Source organism: Mesorhizobium sp. M0772 (assembly GCF_040320135.1).
Lineage (GTDB): Bacteria > Pseudomonadota > Alphaproteobacteria > Rhizobiales > Rhizobiaceae > Mesorhizobium.
This window is the reverse complement of record NZ_JAMYPB010000027.1, coordinates 1-17,394: the sequence shown is the minus strand read 5'-3', so window position 1 is coordinate 17,394 and position 17,394 is coordinate 1. Positions and strand designations below refer to the sequence as shown.

Below are 17,394 nucleotides of genomic sequence, written 5' to 3'. Positions count from 1 at the left end.
CCCGACAGTCTCGTAGCTAGCGCCTCAGGATTTCCGTGAGATGATCCATGATCATCGCGACGCCCTTCTGCCCAAGCTCCGCCGAGGCGTCCTTGGCACTCGCCGTGTACCAGCTTGTATTGTCCGCAAAACGCCCGGCATCGACCGCTTCCGGACACAGCGCCAGCATCAGCGACGTCTCGCCGATGCCGGCATGATCGAACGGATACTTCCCGTTCATGGCAGCCGACATTAGCGGGTGCACCTGCACCCAGTTGAAGAAATTCTCGCCGGCGGCGTGCCCGGCATAATAATCGGCCATCCCGTCTGAGCCCCACCAGCCCTCGCCGCGCTGCTTCTCGAGGAAGCGGAAGATCGCCTGGCGGCCGGCGGCCTTGAAGGCGAGATCGGTCGGCATGCCGGCGGCAAAGTTCTCGGTCTGGTGGTGTATGATGGCGTTGATGTTACGAAAGCCGATGCGCAGCAGGCTGTAGAACAATTCTTCGGCGAACGGCGCCAGCTGGTTGCCGCCGACCTGCACCGAGCCGTTGCCTTCAGGTGCTGCCACCACATAGCTCGCCGCACCGTAGTAGAAAGCCGGCAGGATGACGATGTCGGCCTCCTTCTCGTAGAGCTCCAGCGTCTTGACGACGGCCAGCGTGTCCATGCCGACAGCCATGTGCTCGCCGTGATATTCGAGCACGCCGAGCGGGAGAGCGACCGGCCAGTTCTCGGCGATCGCCTTGCGGATCTGGTGCGGCAACATCAGTTCGTAGCGCATGATCTATTCCATGTTGGTGTGGCGGGTGCGCATGGCCTCGGACGACTGGCCGGTCAGCGCCTTGAGCTTCAGCACCATCACCTCGAACAGCAGGAACAGCGCCCCTTCGAAGACCGAGCCCATCGGCAGCAGCGATGTCTTTTGTGGCCCCTGGTCACGCGCCATGGTCTGCGCCGGGATCAGCAAGGTGAAGTCGGCAAGCGCGACCGCACTACTGCCTGCCTCGGCGGTGAGCAAAAGCACGGTGGCGCCGGCCTGGCGGGCGACTTGCATCAAGGTAAGCACCGTCGTCGTCTCGCCCGGGCCGGAACTGACCAGGAAGACATCGGCTAGGCCAAGCGGTGGCGTGTTCATGTCGCCGACCACCGACACCTCAAGGCCAAGGTGATAGAGGCGCATGGCGAAACCCTTGAGCTGCAAGGCCTCGCGGCCGCAGCCATAGACGACGATCTTTTGCGCGCGGGCCAGGGTTTCGCAGGCGGTGTAGATGCCGGCTTCGTCGACGCGCGCCAGTACGGCGCCCAGCTCTTGCAGGGCGGTCGAAAACATATCCGAGCCGGCATTCGTCATGAGAGTCCCATCTGTCCGGCTGGGTTTGTGGCCGGTGATTTCGGGTTGCGCGCTTTCGCAAAAAGGCTTGTTTTTGTTCATGCTATCACCGCGAAAATGCCTGTCCAACGGCCATGGCGGCTTTTGCTGAGCCAGCGGCGTGATAGTGTCATGTCAGACAATCAATCCAGGAAATCAGCACGACATGAAGACACGGCATTTCGACCGCATCGGCAATGGCGGCCTCGACTTCACCGAGCTTGGCTTCGGCAGCGCGCCGCTCGGCAACCTTTACCGCGCCGTCCCCGACGCGGATGCCAACGCCACGCTGGAGGCGGCGTGGGCGACCGGCTGCCGTTACTACGACACCGCGCCGCTCTATGGCCTGGGCCTTGCCGAAACACGGCTCAATGCCTTCCTGCGCGGCAGGAAGCGCGACGATTATGTGCTGTCGAGCAAGGTCGGTCGCCTGTTGCGCGCCTGCCCGCCGGAGGAACGAACCGGCATCGGCAAGTTCTTCGACACACCGACGCGCAAGGAGGTCTACGACTACAGCTACGACGGCGTCATGCGCTCGTTCGAGGCGTCGCTGGAACGGCTTGGCGTCGACCGCATCGACATCCTTTTCGTCCATGACCTCGACATCTTCACCCATGGCAGCAAGGAGGCGTCAGACCAGCGCATCGAGGAATTCATGGCCTCGGGCTACAACGGACTGGTTGCGCTGCGCGACCAGGGCGTGATCAAGGCCTTCGGCGGCGGCATCAACGAATGGGAGGTTTGCCAGACGCTGGCGGAGCGTGGCGACTTCGACCTGTTCCTGCTGGCCGGGCGCTACACGCTGCTGGAACAGGAAGCGCTTGCCACCTTACTGCCGCTCTGTGAGCAACGCGGCATCGGCATCGTTCTCGGCGGTCCTTACAATTCCGGCATCCTGGCGACTGGGCCGAAGCCAGGCGCCTATTACAATTACTCCGAGGCGCCAAGTGACATCATGGAACGCGTCGGGCGCATCGAGGCCGTCTGCGAGCGCCATGGCGTCAGGCTGATCGAGGCGGCGCTGCAGTTTCCGCTGCTGCACCCTTCCGTGGTGTCGGTCATCCCCGGCGGCCAGCGGCCGAGTGAAGTCGAAAGCAACCGCGCCCTGCTCGATGCCAAGCTGCCCGCGGCGCTGTGGGCGGACCTCAAGCAGGAAGGCCTGATGCGCGCGGATGCGCCGGTGGGCTGAAGGCGCGCCTCAGCGGGCTGACGGCCTGCCGCCATCGAGGCAAAAGAAAAGCCGGGCGAACCCGGCTTTTCAACATTCTCTGAAAAAATTTTTAGTTGACCGCGTCCTTGAGGCCTTTGCCGGCCGAGAACTTCGGCACGGTACGCGCCGGAATCTTCACTTCCGCGCCAGTCTGCGGGTTGCGGCCAGTCGATGCCGCACGCTTGGAGACGGTGAAATTTCCGAAGCCGACGAGCCGTACATCGCCGCCCTTCTTCAGTTCGCCAGTGATGACGGAGAACACCGCCTCAACCGCCGACTGTGCGTCACCCTTCGAAATGCTCGCGGATTCAGCGACAGCGGAAACCAGTTCGTTCTTGTTCATAAAAATTCCCTTCCATGAGAAAACCGGAACTTTCGACTCATCCGGCAGGAGAGGGACTTTAGAAAGAAGCGCTCGCAAACCCAAGTCAAAAAGCCGGAAATAAGTTGAAAAAAGCCCGGAAAAGGTGGGTTTTTCACATGAAAAAGCCGGGCTCAAGGCCCGGCTCTCTCTTTGTGCACTGCAACTTTAGTAGTTTCTAATGTGCAAGCGACTTTCCAGCATCGTCAACGGTATCGGTGGAAGCCGGCGGATTGACCGGCTCGACCCACTCGATCGGCTCCGGCATGCGCACCAACGCGTGCCTCAGAACCTCGCCGACACGTGAGACCGGAATGATCTCCATACCGTTCTTCACATTGTCCGGTATCTCCGCCAGATCCTTGGCGTTGTCTTCCGGGATCAGCACCTTCTTGATGCCGCCGCGCAATGCGGCGAGCAGCTTCTCCTTGAGGCCGCCGATCGGCAAGATGCGGCCGCGAAGCGTTATCTCGCCAGTCATCGCCACATCGGCCCGGACCGGAATCCCCGTCATGACAGACACGATGGCTGTCGCCATGGCAGCACCTGCAGACGGACCGTCCTTCGGCGTGGCGCCTTCGGGCAAGTGGACGTGGATGTCACGCTTGTCGAACAGCGGCGGCTCGATGCCGAAATCGATGGCCCGCGAGCGGACATAAGAGGCCGCCGCCGAGATCGATTCCTTCATCACGTCGCGCAGATTGCCGGTCACCGTCATGCGGCCCTTGCCGGGCATCATGACGCCTTCGACCGTCAGCAGCTCGCCGCCGACTTCCGTCCAGGCAAGACCGGTGACGACACCGACCTGATCGTCAGCCTCGACCTGGCCGAAGCGGAAGCGCGGAACACCGAGGTAATCGGCGAGGTTCGCCGCCGTGATGCTCACCGTCTTCTTCTTCGTCTTCAGGATCTCGGTCACCGCCTTGCGCCCGAGCTTCATCAGCTCGCGCTCCAGGCTTCTGACGCCCGCTTCACGGGTGTAGGTCTGGATGATGCCGCGGATCGCGTCCTCGCCGACGGAGAATTCCTTCGGCTGCAGGGCATGATCGCGGATCACCTTGGGCATCAGGTGACGCTTGGCGATCTCGATCTTCTCGTCCTCGGTGTAGCCGGCGATACGGATGATCTCCATGCGGTCCATCAGGGGCGCAGGGATGTTCAGTGTGTTCGCCGTCGTCACGAACATCACGCTCGACAGGTCGTATTCGACCTCGAGGTAATGGTCCATGAACGTCGAGTTCTGCTCGGGATCGAGCACCTCGAGCAAGGCCGATGACGGATCGCCGCGGAAGTCCTGGCCCATCTTGTCGATCTCGTCGAGCAGGAAGAGCGGGTTGGACTTCTTGGCCTTCTTCATCGACTGGATGACCTTGCCGGGCATCGAGCCGATATAGGTGCGGCGGTGGCCACGGATCTCGGCCTCGTCACGCACGCCGCCAAGCGCCATGCGGATGAACTCGCGGCCGGTCGCCTTGGCGATCGACTTGCCGAGTGAGGTCTTGCCGACGCCGGGAGGGCCGACGAGGCACAGGATCGGCCCCTTCAGCTTCTTCTGGCGGCTTTGCACGGCGAGATACTCGACGATGCGGTCCTTGACCTTATCGAGGCCGAAATGATCGGTGTCGAGCACGTTCTGCGCAAACGCCAGGTCCTGCTTGACCTTGGAGTTCTTGCCCCACGGGATCGACAGGATCCAGTCGAGATAATTGCGCACGACGGTCGATTCCGCCGACATCGGCGACATCGTCCGCAGCTTCTTCAACTCGGCTTCCGCCTTTTCGCGGGCCTCCTTGGAGAGCTTGGTCTTCTTGATGCGCGCCTCGATCTCGGCGGCCTCGTCGCGGCCGTCCTCGCCTTCGCCGAGCTCCTTCTGGATCGCCTTCATCTGCTCGTTGAGGTAATATTCGCGCTGCGTCTTCTCCATCTGGCGCTTGACGCGCGAGCGGATGCGCTTCTCCACCTGCAGGACGGAGATTTCGGCTTCCATGAAGCCCATCGCCTTTTCCAGCCGTTCCTTGACGGACAGCGTGGCCAGCATCTCCTGCTTCTCGGGGATCTTGATGGCGAGGTGCGAGGCAACCGTATCGGCGAGCTTGGAATAGTCGTCGATCTGGCTGGCGGCGCCCACCACTTCAGGCGAGATCTTCTTGTTCAGCTTGACGTAGTTTTCGAAGTCGGTGACGACCGAACGGGCGAGCGCCTCGACCTCGACCTCTTCCTCCTCCGGCTCGACCAGCGCCGTGGCGGTAGCTTCGTGGAAGTCCGGACGGTCGGTGAACGAGACGATCTTGGCACGCGAAGCGCCTTCGACCAGCACCTTGACGGTGCCGTCGGGCAGCTTCAGCAATTGCAGCACATTGGCGAGCGTGCCGATGTCGAAGATCGCATCGGGCTCGGGATCGTCATCGGCGGCATTCATCTGGGTGGCAAGCAGGATCTGCTTTTCCTGACCCATAACCTCTTCCAGCGCCTTGATCGACTTTTCACGCCCGACAAAGAGCGGAACGATCATGTGCGGGAACACCACGATGTCGCGCAGTGGGAGGACTGCGAAGACGCCGTCGCTGGGAGCCTTGGATATTTTGGCCATTGTCCAACCTTTCATGTCGCGGCCGCTAATTGAGCCAACCGCGAATCTCATATTAACGACCGGGGATCGTTCCGCCTACCACCGTTTGTGACGGGAGTTTTACAGCACAGAATTCGGCACCTCGGCCTTCCGATGTTAGTTGGATGCACGAGAGGCAAAGATCAAGGGTCGACACGTTCGTTCATCCACTCCGTCACAAGGATCGGTACCTCACCACAGCAAAACGGCGCCCCGCGGGCGCCGTTCCATAAAAAGGTTAGGCCAGATGCCAGATCAGGCGCTGACGTTGCCCTTCTTTTCCTTCTGCTCGGAATAGATGTAGAGCGGCCGGGCGCTGCCGGTCACCACTTCTTCCGAAATCACCACTTCGCGCACGCCTTCCAGAGCGGGCAGTTCGAACATGGTGTCGAGCAGGATTGCTTCCATGATCGAGCGCAGGCCACGGGCGCCGGTCTTGCGCTCGATGGCGCGCTTGGCGATCGCCGACAGCGCATTCTCATGGAAGGTCAGGTCGACACTCTCCATCTCGAACAGCCGCTGATACTGCTTGACCAGCGCGTTCTTCGGCTCGGTCAGGATCTGGATCAGCGCCGGCTCGTCGAGGTCTTCAAGCGTCGCCAGGACCGGCAGACGGCCGACAAACTCGGGGATGAGGCCGAACTTCAAGAGATCCTCGGGCTCGACCAGGCGGAACACGTCGCCGGTGCGACGATCCTCGGGCGAAGCCACGATGGCGCCGAAGCCGATGGAAGTCTTCCTGCCGCGATCCGAGATGATCTTGTCCAGCCCGGCGAAGGCGCCGCCGCAGATGAACAGGATGTTGGCGGTGTCGACCTGCAGGAACTCCTGCTGCGGATGCTTGCGGCCGCCCTGCGGCGGCACGGAGGCAACGGTGCCTTCCATGATCTTCAGAAGCGCCTGCTGCACACCCTCGCCCGACACGTCGCGGGTGATCGATGGGTTGTCGGACTTGCGCGAAATCTTGTCGATTTCATCGATGTAGACGATGCCGCGCTGGGCGCGCTCGACATTGTAGTCGGCCGACTGCAGCAGCTTCAGGATGATGTTTTCGACGTCCTCGCCGACGTAACCGGCTTCGGTCAGCGTCGTCGCGTCGGCCATGGTGAAGGGCACGTCGATGATGCGGGCCAGCGTCTGGGCAAGCAGCGTCTTGCCGCAGCCGGTCGGGCCGATCAGCAGGATGTTGGACTTCGCCAATTCGACGTCGTTGTTCTTGCCGGCATGCGCCAGGCGCTTGTAGTGGTTGTGGACAGCCACCGACAGCACGCGCTTGGCGTAGGGCTGGCCGATGACATAGTCGTCGAGAACCTTCAGGATCTCCTGCGGGGTCGGCACGCCCTCGCGCGACTTCACCATCGAGGTCTTGTTCTCCTCGCGGATGATGTCCATGCATAGCTCGACGCACTCGTCGCAGATGAACACCGTTGGGCCGGCGATCAGCTTGCGCACCTCGTGCTGGCTTTTGCCGCAAAACGAGCAATAAAGCGTGTTCTTCGAATCACCGCTGTTGTTGCCGACTTTGCTCATTTTCCTGTCCTTTCATGGCCGCCCGCCGATGGTCTGGCTGAAAGGGCGCATATTCTATCTATCGCGGGAATTCGCCGCCGCCAGTGTCCCGGCTCCCGCAACGCATTCCGTACGAAACACAAATCAGAAAACGTCGCAATGATTCGCGCCAACCCTGCACAAAGCTAAGCCGTCGAAAATCAACATAGCCTTAACGTAGGCAATCCCATCCACCGAGGGAACAGCCAATTGTGGCCGAAATGCCGCAAATCCCAGCAAAAGCGCGTTATCCAGCCACGCAACTGCCATGCAGCGCTTATGCCGCAGCGCCTTCGACCGGCTCGCGCGACGAAATGACCTTGTCGATGAGGCCGAAATCCTTGGCTTCGTCGGCTGTCATGAAATGGTCGCGGTCAAGCGTCTTTTCAATGTCTTCGTAGCTCTTACCGGTGTGTTTGACGTAGACCTCGTTGAGGCGGCGCTTCAGCTTGATGATGTCCTGCGCGTGCCGCTCGATGTCGGAGGCCTGGCCCTGGAAACCGCCGGAAGGCTGGTGAACCATGATACGGGCGTTCGGCGTGGCAAAACGCATGTCCTTGTGGCCGGCGGTCAGAAGCAGCGAGCCCATCGACGCCGCCTGGCCGATGCACAGCGTCGACACCGCCGGCTTGATGAACTGCATGGTGTCGTAGATCGCCATGCCCGAGGTCACCACGCCGCCCGGCGAGTTGATGTAGAGATTGATCTCTTTCTTCGGGTTCTCGGCCTCGAGGAACAAAAGCTGTGCACAAACCAGCGTCGCCATACCGTCTTCGACCGGGCCGGTGATGAAAATGATGCGCTCTTTCAGCAGGCGCGAGAAAATGTCGTAGGCCCGCTCGCCGCGATTGGTCTGCTCGACCACCATCGGAACGAGGTTCATGTAGGTTTCGACGGGGTTCTTCATGGACTACCCTTTTTGGAGATGGGGATTCCGGCGCCGGAACATCGGGCAGAATCGGTTCTTGACGGTTAGAATGTAAATAGGATGCCGGCTCACCCTAGCGCAAGGCCGCCTCTCCTAGCCATCTGGTTAAGTCGAATCAAGGTTTCCGCGCAAGGGAAAGTCCGAACGCGGCCAGCGGCGTTTTTGCGGTGTAGCAATTCCTTAACCGCGTCGCTTAACGAAACGCGGCGAAACCGCTTTCCCCCGGAAAACCTTCCCCTACAGTTCAACGTTGAACCTCACCTTCTCGCGTTCAAACAGGGGGAGTGCCATGATCAGGAAAACTGTTTGCCTCGCCATTTCCGGCCTTGCCGGTCTCGGCATGGCGTCCGATGCGGTCGCCGGCGGCCGGGCCGCCGAATGCTATGAGCCGGTGCACAGGCCGGCGCTCTATGGCACCGTCTATGAAGACGTCATGGTCAGTCCCGGCGGGCAGTTGGTCCACTATGATCCGCCGATCTATGGCACCATGGAGCGCGTCGAGCAGATCGCGCCGCCCCGAGTCACCTATGACATCGTACCGGCGAGAACCCGCACCGTTTACCGCACGGTCCAGGTCGACGATGGCGGCTATGCCTGGGAATGGCGCGTCATCCACGGCCGCAAGGTGCTGTGCAAGGTGTGGCGCAAGGCCCGCTACGCGCGTGTGGCCGAAACAGTGGTGGTTGAACCGGAGCGCACCCGCCGGGTTGTGCTGCCGGCCGAATATGAGAGCGTCGCCCATGAAGTGCTGGTGCGGCCCGAGCGGCGGCACGTCACCCAGATAGCGCCGTCATACCAGAGGATGGCGCGCCGGGTGGTGGTGCAGGAAGGCTCGACCAGCTGGCGCCGCGTGCATATTGCCAGGCATTGCGAGGATTAGACTTCGGTACTTCGCCGAGGTCCGCCTCGGTTGGCTCAATCCATAGGGCCGTCGGGTGCCAACATCCGGTCTGGCACCAAGCCGGCAAGCCGCGGTAATGGTCTGGCATGACCACATCCATGCCGCCCTACCTCGCCTTTGATCCAGCCACGCGCCGCCTGCGGCTCGATCCGCACGAACCGGCGTTTTTCCAGAACCCCTACGACGCCTATGCCGTCCTGCATGGCGCATCGAATGCCTTCTTCTGGGAGGAATTCGGCTTCTGGTGCTTTGGCGGCTTCGACGACGTCAACCGGCTGTTGCGCGACCGCCGCTTCGGTCGCCAGAACCCGGCCGGCATTCCCGACAGCCGCGGCATCGGCGAGGATCGCTCGCATTTGGCCGCTTTCGACGGCATCGAGAGCAATTCGATGCTGGAGCTGGAGCCGCCGGTGCACACCAGGCTCAGAACCCTGGTCAACCGCGCCTTCGTCTCGCGCCAGGTAGAGCAGCTGAGACCGCGCGTCGAAGCGCTGGCCAATGAACTGATCGACCGTTTCGAACCGCGCCAGGTCGATCTATTGCCCAGCTTCGCCGCGCCTTTGCCGATCACCATCATCGCCGAAATGCTCGGTGTGCCGGTCGAAATGGGGCCGCAACTGCTCGACTGGTCGCACCGGATGGTGGCCATGTACATGCATGGCCGGACGCGCGAGACCGAGGAAGCGGCCAATCGCGCCGCGCGCGATTTTTCCGACTTTTTGCGCCGCTATGTCACCGAGCGGCGCAAGAAGCCTGGCGACGACCTGCTGTCGCTGCTGATCGCGGCGCAGGAGGATGGCCAGAAGCTGTCGGAAGACGAGTTGGTCTCGTCCGCCGTTCTGTTGCTCAATGCCGGCCACGAGGCGACCGTCCATCAAACCGGCAACGCCGTGCGCACGTTGCTGGCGCAAGGCGGCGACCCCGGCCGTTTCTTCACCTCGCCGGAAGCAACCGCTGCGACGGTCGAGGAGTGCCTGCGCTTCGACGCGCCGCTGCACATGTTCACCCGCTACGCCTATCAGGAGGTCGAGGTGACATCCGGGGTTGTCGTACAACCGGGGGAGACGGTCGGCCTGCTGCTCGGCATGGCCAATCATGATCCGCTTGCCCTTGCCGAACCTGGCGCCTTCCGGCCCGGCCGACCAGACCAGAAGAATGTCTCGTTCGGCGCCGGTATCCATTTCTGCATCGGTGCGCCGCTGGCGCGGCTGGAGTTGCAGGTGTCGCTGAAAACCCTGTTCAAGCGGCAGCCGCAACTCCATCTTGCGGAGGAGCCGCGCTTCCGCGACACCTATCATTTCCATGGGCTGGAAAAGCTCGCCGTCGGGTTCTGACGCGAGGATGGGGGTTCTATGCAGGCGGCAACCAGCCCCTTGGCTCAATCCTCGCCGGAAAGCTCAAGCGTACGCCCGGCGTAGAGAATCCGCAGTATGATCACCCTGTCACCGGTGACTTCAAATGTAATGGTAGCGCGACGGCGCCAGCCAACGGTGCGCAAGCCAGGAGCAATCTCGTCATGACGTGTGCCCCGCTCGGGAAATGTCTCGAAGCTCAGGCAATAATCAACAATCCGTCCGACAAAGTTCAGCGCCGTATCGACGCCCGCCCTTGGCGCTAATTCGGCCAGCAACTCGGCAATGTCTTGCTGTGCCGCGGCGTGAAACCTCACCCGATGTTTCATGCACCGGTGCGCGGCCTTGCAGTGACTTTTCGAGCGTAGTCGGAAAGGTTCTTGCGTACCTCTTCGGCCGTCAAAAGGCGCTCGGGATGCGCGCGAGCATCCTCAAGGGTCGGCACCACTTCCTCCAGTAGCCAACGCTGCATGGCGGAATCGCGCGCTACCAGGGTGCGCAAGCCATCGCGGATAACTTCGCTTTCGCTGGCGTATTTGCCTGAGGAAACCTTATCCTTCACCATCTGCGCGAGGTCGTGCGGCAGGGTGATGGTCAGCGGTTGGGTCGTTCGCATGGTCGCATCCTTCCGATCCTCACTCTATAGCATAGTGTATGACTTAGTCATACACTATGTCGAGATCGGATCGCTGGGCCAGAACCCTTGCACCGCGAGATCAGAGCTTGATCACATACTCCTTGCGGGTCGTTTCAAGCACTTCCCAGCTGCCCCTGAAGCCTGGCCTGAGCACGAAGCTGTCGCCGGCGCGCACCGTGCGGGCCTCGCCGCCGTCCTCGGCAACCACCGAGACGCCGGACAGGATGTGGCAGAACTCCCATTCGTCATATTCGATGCGCCATTTGCCCGGCGTCGCTTCCCAGATGCCGGCATAGAGGCGGCCATTGCGCTCCTCGACATTCCAGGTGCGGAATTTCGGATCGCCCGCAATCAGACGATCCGGCGCCGGGGCGCCATGTTCGGCGTCGACGCTGTCGGTCAATATGGCCAGGTAATGCGCGGACAGGGTTTGCCTCCAACAGATTAGTGACTAGTGAGTAGTGCAGTGAGTAGTGAGTAGTGAGCGGAAAGCGCTCCCTCGAGCGGGTGGCTGATCACTAATCACTGCTAACTAGTGAATACCGACTACTACTCACTACTCACTACTCACTAAAAAAATCAAACCTTGGCCAAAGCCTGTTCCAGGTCGGCGACGATGTCGTTGACATCCTCGATGCCGACGGAAAGCCGGACCGTGTCCGGTCCCGCACCCGCCTTGACCTTCTGCTCGTCGGAAAGCTGGCGATGCGTGGTCGATGCCGGATGGATGACCAGCGACTTGGTATCGCCGACATTGGCGAGGTGCGAGAACAGTTCGAGCGCCTCGACGAACTTGATGCCTGCGTCGTAGCCGCCCTTCAGGCCGAAGGTGAAGACAGCACCGGCGCCTTCCGGCGAGTATTTCTTCTGCAGCGCGTTGTTCTTGTCGCTGGGCAGGCCGGGATAGTTGACCCAGGCGACCTTGGGGTGGTTGGACAGCCAGCCGGCTACGGTGATCGCATTGTCGCAATGGCGCTGCATCCTGAGCGGCAAGGTCTCCAGCCCGGTCAGGATCAGGAAGGCATTGAACGGCGAAATCGCCGGGCCGATGTCACGCAGGCCAAGCACGCGCGCGGCGATGGCGAAAGCGAAATTGCCGAAGGTTTCGTGCAGGACAAGGCCGCCATATTCGGGGCGCGGCTCCGACAGCATCGGATATTTGCCGGATTTCGACCAGTCAAACGTGCCGCCATCGACGATGGCGCCGCCGATCGAATTGCCGTGGCCGCCGATGAACTTGGTCAGCGAATGGACGACGATGTCGGCGCCATGCTCGATCGGCCGCACCAGATAGGGCGAGGCCAGCGTGTTGTCGACGATGAGCGGCAAGCCGTGCTTGCGGGCGATGTCGCCGATTTTCTCTATGTCGACGAAGGTGCCGCCGGGATTGGCCAGGCTCTCGATGAAGATCGCCTTGGTCTTGTCGTCTATCTGGCTTTCGAAGGTGGAGACGTCGTTGGTGTCGGCCCAACGCACCTCCCAGCCGAAATTCTTGAAGGCATGGCCGAACTGATTGATCGAACCACCGTAAAGCCTTGTGGCGGCGACGAAATTATCGCCAGGCCGCATGAGATTGTGGAACACGATCACCTGTGCGGCATGGCCGGAAGCAACGGCAAGTGCAGCCGTGCCGCCTTCGAGCGCCGCGATCCGCTCTTCCAGCACCGCCTGGGTCGGGTTCATGATGCGGGTGTAGATGTTGCCGAAGGCCTTCAGCCCGAACAGCGAGGCGGCATGGTCGGCATCGTCGAACACAAAGGAGGTCGTCTGGTAGATCGGCGTGGCGCGTGCGCCCGTCGCCGGGTCGGGCTTGGCGCCGGCATGGACGGCGAGCGTGTTGAAACCGGGCGTGCGGGTCATCGAAAACCTCTCTGAGCGGTAAACGTGTGAATGATGAAATGGTCAATGGTGAGCGATGAATGGTGGTCGCAAAGTCGGCCAGTCCCACCTTGATTGCAAGCCGCTCATATGCGGCTTTACCCGGCTTCCAGGAAAATCCTTCTATTCACCATTCACCATTCACTGCCTTACTTCTGGCGCACACCGAAACTCTGGAATCCCGACCGCATCAGCGGCTTCTTCGACGAAAGCACACCGGAGTTGACGCCGGTCCAGCCGATCTCGCCCGACAGCTTGCCATATTCGATCTTCGGGCAGCGGTTCATCACCACCTTGATACCGGCCGCCTCGGCACGCGCGGCCGCCTCGTCGTCGCGCACGCCAAGCTGCATCCAGATCACCTTCGGCAAGGGGTCGAGCTTCAGCACCTCATCGACAATGCCGGGCACCGATGCAGAGGCGCGAAAGATGTCGACCATGTCGACCGGCTCCGGCAGATCGGCAAGGCTGGCATAGGTCATGCGGCCGAGGATTTCCTTGCCGGCCTGCCCAGGATTGATCGGAAACACCGAAAAGCCCTTGGCCAGCAGATATTTCAGCACGAAAAAGCTCGGCCTGACATCGTTGGCCGACGCGCCGACCATGGCGATGGTCTTCACAGAATTGAGGATGCCGCCGATATAGGCATTGTCGTAGCTATCGTGATTCACTCGTCGGTCTCCCTCAGTGCTTCCTCCATAAAGGACTGCGGGTCCGTGCAGAAGTCGCGCATCATGCGAAAATGATCGGTATCGGTGAAATCTGTGGGGTCGAGGCCGAAACGGCTGATTCGGAAGAGCCGCGCGCCGGGACAAGCCATCAGCAGCGGCGAATGCGTCGCCATGATCACTTGCGCCGTGCCTGACTGGTCCATGCGCCGCAGCATCTTCAACAATTCGATCTGCCGCGACGGCGACAGCGCGCTTTCGGGCTCGTCGAGGATGTAGATGCCTTGCCGGCGGCAGCGCTCCTCGAAAAAGCGAATGAACCCTTCGCCATGCGACCACGATAGAAAGTCCGGTGGCGGCGGTCCGAACGGGTCTTCGAGTGCCGCCTGGTCGAGATAGCGCGCGACCGAGTAAAAAGATTCGGCACGAAAGAACCAACCGGCGGTGACTTTTGGCAGCCAGTGGCCGCGGAATGTATTCGCCAGTGCCGCACCGCTCTTGTCGATGGCGATGGAATGATCGACCGGACGATAGCCCTTGCCGCCGCCGGCCTCGTCGTAACCGGCCAGCGCGCCGATGGCTTCCAGCAGTGTCGATTTGCCGGTGCCGTTTTCACCGACAATGATGGTGATCGGCGTGGTGAATTCGAGCGCCAATCCACGGCCGCGAAACAGCGGCAGGTTCCATGGATATTTTTCCCAATCTTCCACGCGCTCGGGGTCAATCAGGATGCGTTTGAGATAAGGCGCCTTAAGCCGGGTCAGTTGCTTGCGATAGCCCATGCGGACGCTCAGTCCGGCAGCGAGATGGTGCCGTCATCCGCGATCGGGAAGGCCGGATTGTGTGCGACTTCCCAGACATGGCCGTCGGCATCGGCGAAATAACCGTACCAGCCGCCCCAGAAGGCGCGGCCGGCCGGCTTGACGATTGTGCCGCCGGCCTTCTCGGCTGCGGCCAAGACCTCGTCAACCTCGGCATCGGAGCGGGTGTTGTAAGCGAGGTAGACCGCCGACGGTGCTGCGGCGAAGGCGAGACCTGAATCTTCTTCGGCGCTTTGGCGCGGAAACAGGCCAAGAATGACGCCGCCCATCTGGAAAAAAGCGACGCCATCGGTGATGCCGGCGTGGCGCTTCAGGCCCATGCCCTCGTAAAAGCGCACGGCTCGCTCGAGATCGTCGGTGGCGATGGTGATGATGGAGATGCGCGGTTCCATGGGTCGAAAAGCCTATTCGTCCGTCCATTCCGGTTTACGCTTGCCGATAAAGGCGCCGATGCCTTCCTCGGCGTCGCGGGCCAGCATGTTCTCGACCATGACGCGGCCGGTATAGGCATACGCGTCCGCCAACCCCATCTCGGCCTGCGCGTAAAAGGCTTCCTTGCCGGTCTTGACCACCAGAGATGATTTGGAGGCAATGGTTTGCGCGTATTTGGTGACGATCTGATTCAGGTATTCGCGCGGCACGACGCGGTTGACCAGGCCGAATTCCTTGGCGGTTGCCGCATCGATGGTCTCGCCGGTCAGAAGCATCTCCATGGCGTGCTTGGGAGACACGTTGCGCGACAGCGCCACCATTGGCGTCGAACAGAACAGGCCGATATTGACGCCCGGCGTGCAGAAGGTCGCTTCATGCGAGGCAATGGCGAGGTCGCAACTGGCAACCAACTGCAGCCCGGCGGCGGTGGCGAGGCCATCGACTTCGGCGATGATCGGGAGCGGATGGCGCACGATCTGCTGCATCAACGCCGCGCAAGCCGAAAATGTCTGCTCGAAAAACCCCTTGCCCTTGTCGGCGTCGGCGCGGCGCGCGGTCATTTCCTTGAGATCGTGACCGGCGCAGAAGACTTTCCCGGCGGCCGCCAGGACGATGACGCGGACCGATTTGTTGGCCTTGGCACGGTCGAGCTCGGCGCTCAATGCCGCCATGACGGAAAGCGACAAGGCATTGGCGGGCGGATTGGCGAGCGTCAGGCGCAGCACGCCCTTGTCCAGCCCGGCGATGACCGGCCCGTCTATGGCAACAGGTTTGATCGAAAGGATTTCGGCCATGACAAGGGTCTCCGCGATTCCGCCGGGCGCCGCCAGACTATCTAATATCGGATCGAGTTTCATCAACACCCATCGCTTGCGCCAGAGGTGTTGCCAGAAGCGCATCATTGCGTTCATACAGGCCCGGCATAGAACGAGAGACCGACATGCCCGCCCAGGATAAGCTCAAGCCGGTGCTGACGGCGGCTGAAGTCAATGCGCTGATGGCCAGCGTCTACCCGCAGCTCAACGACGAGTTCACGTCGTATGAGGCGCTCGATGTGTTTCCGGGCGGCTGCACGGTGCGGCTCAATGCCGACGAGCGGCATTTGCGGCCCGGCGGCACGGTGTCCGGGCCCTCGCTGTTCACGCTGGCCGACATTGGCGGCTATGTCTGCGTGCTCAGCCATGCCGGGCCGGATGCGCTTTCGGTTACCGTCAACCTCAACATCAATTTCGTCCGCAAGGCCGAGGCCGGCCCGATCGACGGCCATTGCCGCATCCTGAAGCTGGGCAAGAGCCTGATGGTGTTCGATATCGACATAGTCGCCGGACCGAAGGAACACACGGTAGCGCATGCGACCGGCACCTATTCGATCCCGCCGAAGCGCTCCGCCGATGTGGTAAAATAATACCTTTTGATCAAACCTTTGTTTTTATTGCACTTTACGAGCAGACGTGCGTTTCCTGCGCCTTGACGTGCCCACTCCCCTCGCCTATAAGCCGTCACGAAGCAGCGGCCCGCAAAGGCCGCCGTTTTGTTATTGGCGGCGGGCAAGGGCCTTGTCGCCAATCCAAGCAACAAGAAACGCCTTCTTCGGAAGGTCAAAATCGAAAGCAGAAATCCATGGCAACCTTTTCGCAGAAGCCTGCGGATGTGGTGAAGAAGTGGGTGCTGATCGACGCCGAGGGTCTCGTCGTCGGCCGTCTCGCCACTGTCATCGCCAATCATCTTCGCGGCAAGCACAGGCCCACCTTCACCCCGCATGTCGACGACGGCGATAACGTCATCGTCATCAATGCCGACAAGGTGGTGTTCACCGGCAAGAAGTTCACCGACAAGGTCTATTACTGGCACACCGGTCACCCCGGCGGCATCAAGGAGCGCACCGCGCGCCAGCTGCTCGAGGGCCGTTTCCCCGAGCGTGTCGTCGAGAAGGCCGTCGAACGCATGATCCCGCGCGGGCCGCTCGGCCGTCGCCAGATGAAGAACCTCCGCGTCTATGCAGGCACGGAACATCCGCATGTCGCCCAGCAGCCCGTCACCCTCGACGTCGGCGCGCTGAACGCCAAGAACAAGAAGGTTGCATAAGATGGCTGAGCTTTCCTCGCTCGCAGAATTGGGCGCCGCCACCGGCAACACCAACACCCAGCCGGCAGCACCCGTCCATGTCCAGAAGCTCGACAAGTCGGGCCGCGCCTATGCCACCGGCAAGCGCAAGAACGCCATCGCCCGCGTCTGGGTGAAGCCGGGTTCGGGCAAGATCGTCGTCAACGACAAGGAATTCGCGACCTATTTCGCGCGTCCGGTCCTGCAGATGATCCTCAACCAGCCGATCATCGCTTCCAACCGCGCCGGCCAGTACGACATCGTCGCCACCGTCATCGGCGGCGGCCTGTCCGGCCAGGCCGGTGCCGTTCGTCACGGCATCTCCAAGGCGCTGACCTACTATGAGCCGGCACTGCGCGCCGTGCTCAAGAAGGGCGGCTTCCTGACCCGCGACAGCCGCGTCGTCGAGCGCAAGAAGTACGGCAAGGCGAAGGCCCGTCGTTCCTTCCAGTTCTCGAAGCGCTAAGCGCTGCGACGTTCCAGACATCGAAAGGCCGCCTCCGGGCGGCCTTTTCTTTTGGGTCTCGGCAGTGGCCCCCCCCCCCGCGGCGCGCCCACCTCCCCATCGAGGGGAGGTAGGAGGTCGCGGCAGTTTTGCC

General features: G+C 61.6%; 20 protein-coding genes. 6 read left to right on the top strand and 14 right to left on the bottom strand.

From position 1 onward, the window contains the following. Window positions 1-16: 16 nt before the first annotated feature. Window positions 17-760 carry a creatininase family protein gene (locus NKI06_RS18530; RefSeq protein WP_352986548.1) on the bottom strand — a complete coding sequence of 248 codons (744 nt, stop codon included), beginning with the start codon at window positions 758-760 and terminating at the stop codon, window positions 17-19. Between the two features lie 3 nt (window positions 761-763). Further along, complete coding sequence (locus NKI06_RS18525) at window positions 764-1,330, bottom strand: SIS domain-containing protein (protein WP_352986546.1); 567 nt, start codon at window positions 1,328-1,330, stop codon at window positions 764-766. 184 nt (window positions 1,331-1,514) lie between these two features. Here NKI06_RS18525 and NKI06_RS18520 point away from each other — a divergent pair, with 184 nt between their 5' ends. Beyond that, window positions 1,515-2,537 carry an aldo/keto reductase gene (locus NKI06_RS18520; protein ID WP_352986544.1) on the top strand — a complete coding sequence of 341 codons (1,023 nt, stop codon included), beginning with the start codon at window positions 1,515-1,517 and terminating at the stop codon, window positions 2,535-2,537. Window positions 2,538-2,628: 91 nt separating this feature from the next. Here NKI06_RS18520 and NKI06_RS18515 read toward each other — a convergent pair whose 3' ends face one another. The 4 genes from NKI06_RS18515 to clpP form a co-directional block, all read right to left on the bottom strand. Next, window positions 2,629-2,901, bottom strand: coding sequence for an HU family DNA-binding protein (locus NKI06_RS18515; protein ID WP_023669423.1), 273 nt, complete (start codon window positions 2,899-2,901; stop codon window positions 2,629-2,631). Window positions 2,902-3,097: 196 nt separating this feature from the next. After that, the gene (lon, locus tag NKI06_RS18510; protein ID WP_023682304.1) at window positions 3,098-5,509 is read right to left on the bottom strand and encodes an endopeptidase La; all 2,412 of its coding nucleotides are present in this window, start codon (window positions 5,507-5,509) and stop codon (window positions 3,098-3,100) included. Window positions 5,510-5,782: 273 nt separating this feature from the next. Beyond that, window positions 5,783-7,057: an ATP-dependent Clp protease ATP-binding subunit ClpX gene (gene clpX / locus NKI06_RS18505; RefSeq protein ID WP_023682305.1), complete on the bottom strand. Its 1,275-nt coding sequence runs from the start codon at window positions 7,055-7,057 to the stop codon at window positions 5,783-5,785. 295 nt (window positions 7,058-7,352) lie between these two features. Next, complete coding sequence (gene clpP, locus NKI06_RS18500; RefSeq protein WP_023682306.1) at window positions 7,353-7,982, bottom strand: ATP-dependent Clp endopeptidase proteolytic subunit ClpP; 630 nt, start codon at window positions 7,980-7,982, stop codon at window positions 7,353-7,355. Window positions 7,983-8,292: 310 nt separating this feature from the next. Here clpP and NKI06_RS18495 point away from each other — a divergent pair, with 310 nt between their 5' ends. Then, complete coding sequence (locus NKI06_RS18495; RefSeq protein ID WP_352986542.1) at window positions 8,293-8,883, top strand: hypothetical protein; 591 nt, start codon at window positions 8,293-8,295, stop codon at window positions 8,881-8,883. A 107-nt stretch (window positions 8,884-8,990) separates the two neighbouring features. Next, entirely contained in the window at window positions 8,991-10,238 is a 1,248-nt protein-coding gene (locus NKI06_RS18490; RefSeq protein ID WP_352986540.1) for a cytochrome P450, read from the top strand. 44 nt (window positions 10,239-10,282) lie between these two features. Here the strand turns inward: NKI06_RS18490 and NKI06_RS18485 are convergent, their stop codons facing one another. From NKI06_RS18485 to NKI06_RS18450, 8 genes are all read right to left on the bottom strand, one after another. Continuing rightward, on the bottom strand, window positions 10,283-10,585 hold the full coding sequence (locus tag NKI06_RS18485) for a type II toxin-antitoxin system RelE/ParE family toxin (RefSeq protein WP_352671383.1): 303 nt from the start codon (window positions 10,583-10,585) through the stop codon (window positions 10,283-10,285). Beyond that, window positions 10,582-10,872, bottom strand: a complete 291-nt coding sequence (locus NKI06_RS18480; RefSeq protein WP_023711523.1) for a ribbon-helix-helix domain-containing protein — start codon at window positions 10,870-10,872, stop codon at window positions 10,582-10,584. Before NKI06_RS18480 ends, NKI06_RS18485 begins: the two co-directional genes overlap by 4 nt. Window positions 10,873-10,972: 100 nt before the next feature. Then, window positions 10,973-11,299 (bottom strand): cupin domain-containing protein, encoded by a 327-nt coding sequence (locus NKI06_RS18475; RefSeq protein ID WP_502900599.1) that lies wholly within the window; start codon window positions 11,297-11,299, stop codon window positions 10,973-10,975. Between the two features lie 173 nt (window positions 11,300-11,472). After that, the gene (locus NKI06_RS18470; RefSeq protein WP_352986536.1) at window positions 11,473-12,753 is read right to left on the bottom strand and encodes an O-acetylhomoserine aminocarboxypropyltransferase; all 1,281 of its coding nucleotides are present in this window, start codon (window positions 12,751-12,753) and stop codon (window positions 11,473-11,475) included. Between the two features lie 167 nt (window positions 12,754-12,920). Continuing rightward, entirely contained in the window at window positions 12,921-13,442 is a 522-nt protein-coding gene (locus NKI06_RS18465) for a CoA-binding protein (RefSeq protein ID WP_023711525.1), read from the bottom strand. After that, window positions 13,439-14,221 carry an AAA family ATPase gene (locus NKI06_RS18460; protein ID WP_352986534.1) on the bottom strand — a complete coding sequence of 261 codons (783 nt, stop codon included), beginning with the start codon at window positions 14,219-14,221 and terminating at the stop codon, window positions 13,439-13,441. The genes NKI06_RS18465 and NKI06_RS18460 overlap by 4 nt, the downstream gene beginning before the upstream one ends. A gap of 8 nt (window positions 14,222-14,229) precedes the next feature. Continuing rightward, a complete protein-coding gene (locus tag NKI06_RS18455) occupies window positions 14,230-14,652 on the bottom strand; it encodes a VOC family protein (RefSeq protein WP_352986533.1) in 423 nt (140 codons plus the stop codon). 12 nt (window positions 14,653-14,664) lie between these two features. Continuing rightward, entirely contained in the window at window positions 14,665-15,486 is an 822-nt protein-coding gene (locus NKI06_RS18450; RefSeq protein ID WP_352986532.1) for an enoyl-CoA hydratase, read from the bottom strand. Between the two features lie 146 nt (window positions 15,487-15,632). Here NKI06_RS18450 and NKI06_RS18445 point away from each other — a divergent pair, with 146 nt between their 5' ends. The 3 genes from NKI06_RS18445 (at window position 15,633) to rpsI (ending at window position 17,261) form a co-directional block, all read left to right on the top strand. Further along, entirely contained in the window at window positions 15,633-16,097 is a 465-nt protein-coding gene (locus NKI06_RS18445) for a PaaI family thioesterase (RefSeq protein ID WP_352986530.1), read from the top strand. 215 nt (window positions 16,098-16,312) lie between these two features. Continuing rightward, window positions 16,313-16,777: a 50S ribosomal protein L13 gene (rplM, locus tag NKI06_RS18440; RefSeq protein WP_352986529.1), complete on the top strand. Its 465-nt coding sequence runs from the start codon at window positions 16,313-16,315 to the stop codon at window positions 16,775-16,777. Window position 16,778: 1 nt separating this feature from the next. After that, entirely contained in the window at window positions 16,779-17,261 is a 483-nt protein-coding gene (rpsI, locus tag NKI06_RS18435) for a 30S ribosomal protein S9 (RefSeq protein WP_023669408.1), read from the top strand. The last annotated feature ends 133 nt before the right edge of the window (window positions 17,262-17,394 follow it).

Coding starts and splice junctions, on each gene's coding strand:
- NKI06_RS18530 (WP_352986548.1), bottom strand. CDS start 760: ATGCGCTACGAACTGATGTTGCCGCACCAGATCCGCAAGGCGATCGCC.
- NKI06_RS18485 (WP_352671383.1), bottom strand. CDS start 10,585: ATGAAACATCGGGTGAGGTTTCACGCCGCGGCACAGCAAGACATTGCC.
- clpP (WP_023682306.1), bottom strand. CDS start 7,982: ATGAAGAACCCCGTCGAAACCTACATGAACCTCGTTCCGATGGTGGTC.
- NKI06_RS18490 (WP_352986540.1), top strand. CDS start 8,991: ATGACCACATCCATGCCGCCCTACCTCGCCTTTGATCCAGCCACGCGC.
- rplM (WP_352986529.1), top strand. CDS start 16,313: ATGGCAACCTTTTCGCAGAAGCCTGCGGATGTGGTGAAGAAGTGGGTG.
- NKI06_RS18520 (WP_352986544.1), top strand. CDS start 1,515: ATGAAGACACGGCATTTCGACCGCATCGGCAATGGCGGCCTCGACTTC.
- rpsI (WP_023669408.1), top strand. CDS start 16,779: ATGGCTGAGCTTTCCTCGCTCGCAGAATTGGGCGCCGCCACCGGCAAC.
- clpX (WP_023682305.1), bottom strand. CDS start 7,057: ATGAGCAAAGTCGGCAACAACAGCGGTGATTCGAAGAACACGCTTTAT.
- NKI06_RS18525 (WP_352986546.1), bottom strand. CDS start 1,330: ATGACGAATGCCGGCTCGGATATGTTTTCGACCGCCCTGCAAGAGCTG.
- NKI06_RS18450 (WP_352986532.1), bottom strand. CDS start 15,486: ATGGCCGAAATCCTTTCGATCAAACCTGTTGCCATAGACGGGCCGGTC.
- NKI06_RS18455 (WP_352986533.1), bottom strand. CDS start 14,652: ATGGAACCGCGCATCTCCATCATCACCATCGCCACCGACGATCTCGAG.
- NKI06_RS18515 (WP_023669423.1), bottom strand. CDS start 2,901: ATGAACAAGAACGAACTGGTTTCCGCTGTCGCTGAATCCGCGAGCATT.
- lon (WP_023682304.1), bottom strand. CDS start 5,509: ATGGCCAAAATATCCAAGGCTCCCAGCGACGGCGTCTTCGCAGTCCTC.
- NKI06_RS18495 (WP_352986542.1), top strand. CDS start 8,293: ATGATCAGGAAAACTGTTTGCCTCGCCATTTCCGGCCTTGCCGGTCTC.
- NKI06_RS18470 (WP_352986536.1), bottom strand. CDS start 12,753: ATGACCCGCACGCCCGGTTTCAACACGCTCGCCGTCCATGCCGGCGCC.
- NKI06_RS18480 (WP_023711523.1), bottom strand. CDS start 10,872: ATGCGAACGACCCAACCGCTGACCATCACCCTGCCGCACGACCTCGCG.
- NKI06_RS18445 (WP_352986530.1), top strand. CDS start 15,633: ATGCCCGCCCAGGATAAGCTCAAGCCGGTGCTGACGGCGGCTGAAGTC.
- NKI06_RS18460 (WP_352986534.1), bottom strand. CDS start 14,221: ATGGGCTATCGCAAGCAACTGACCCGGCTTAAGGCGCCTTATCTCAAA.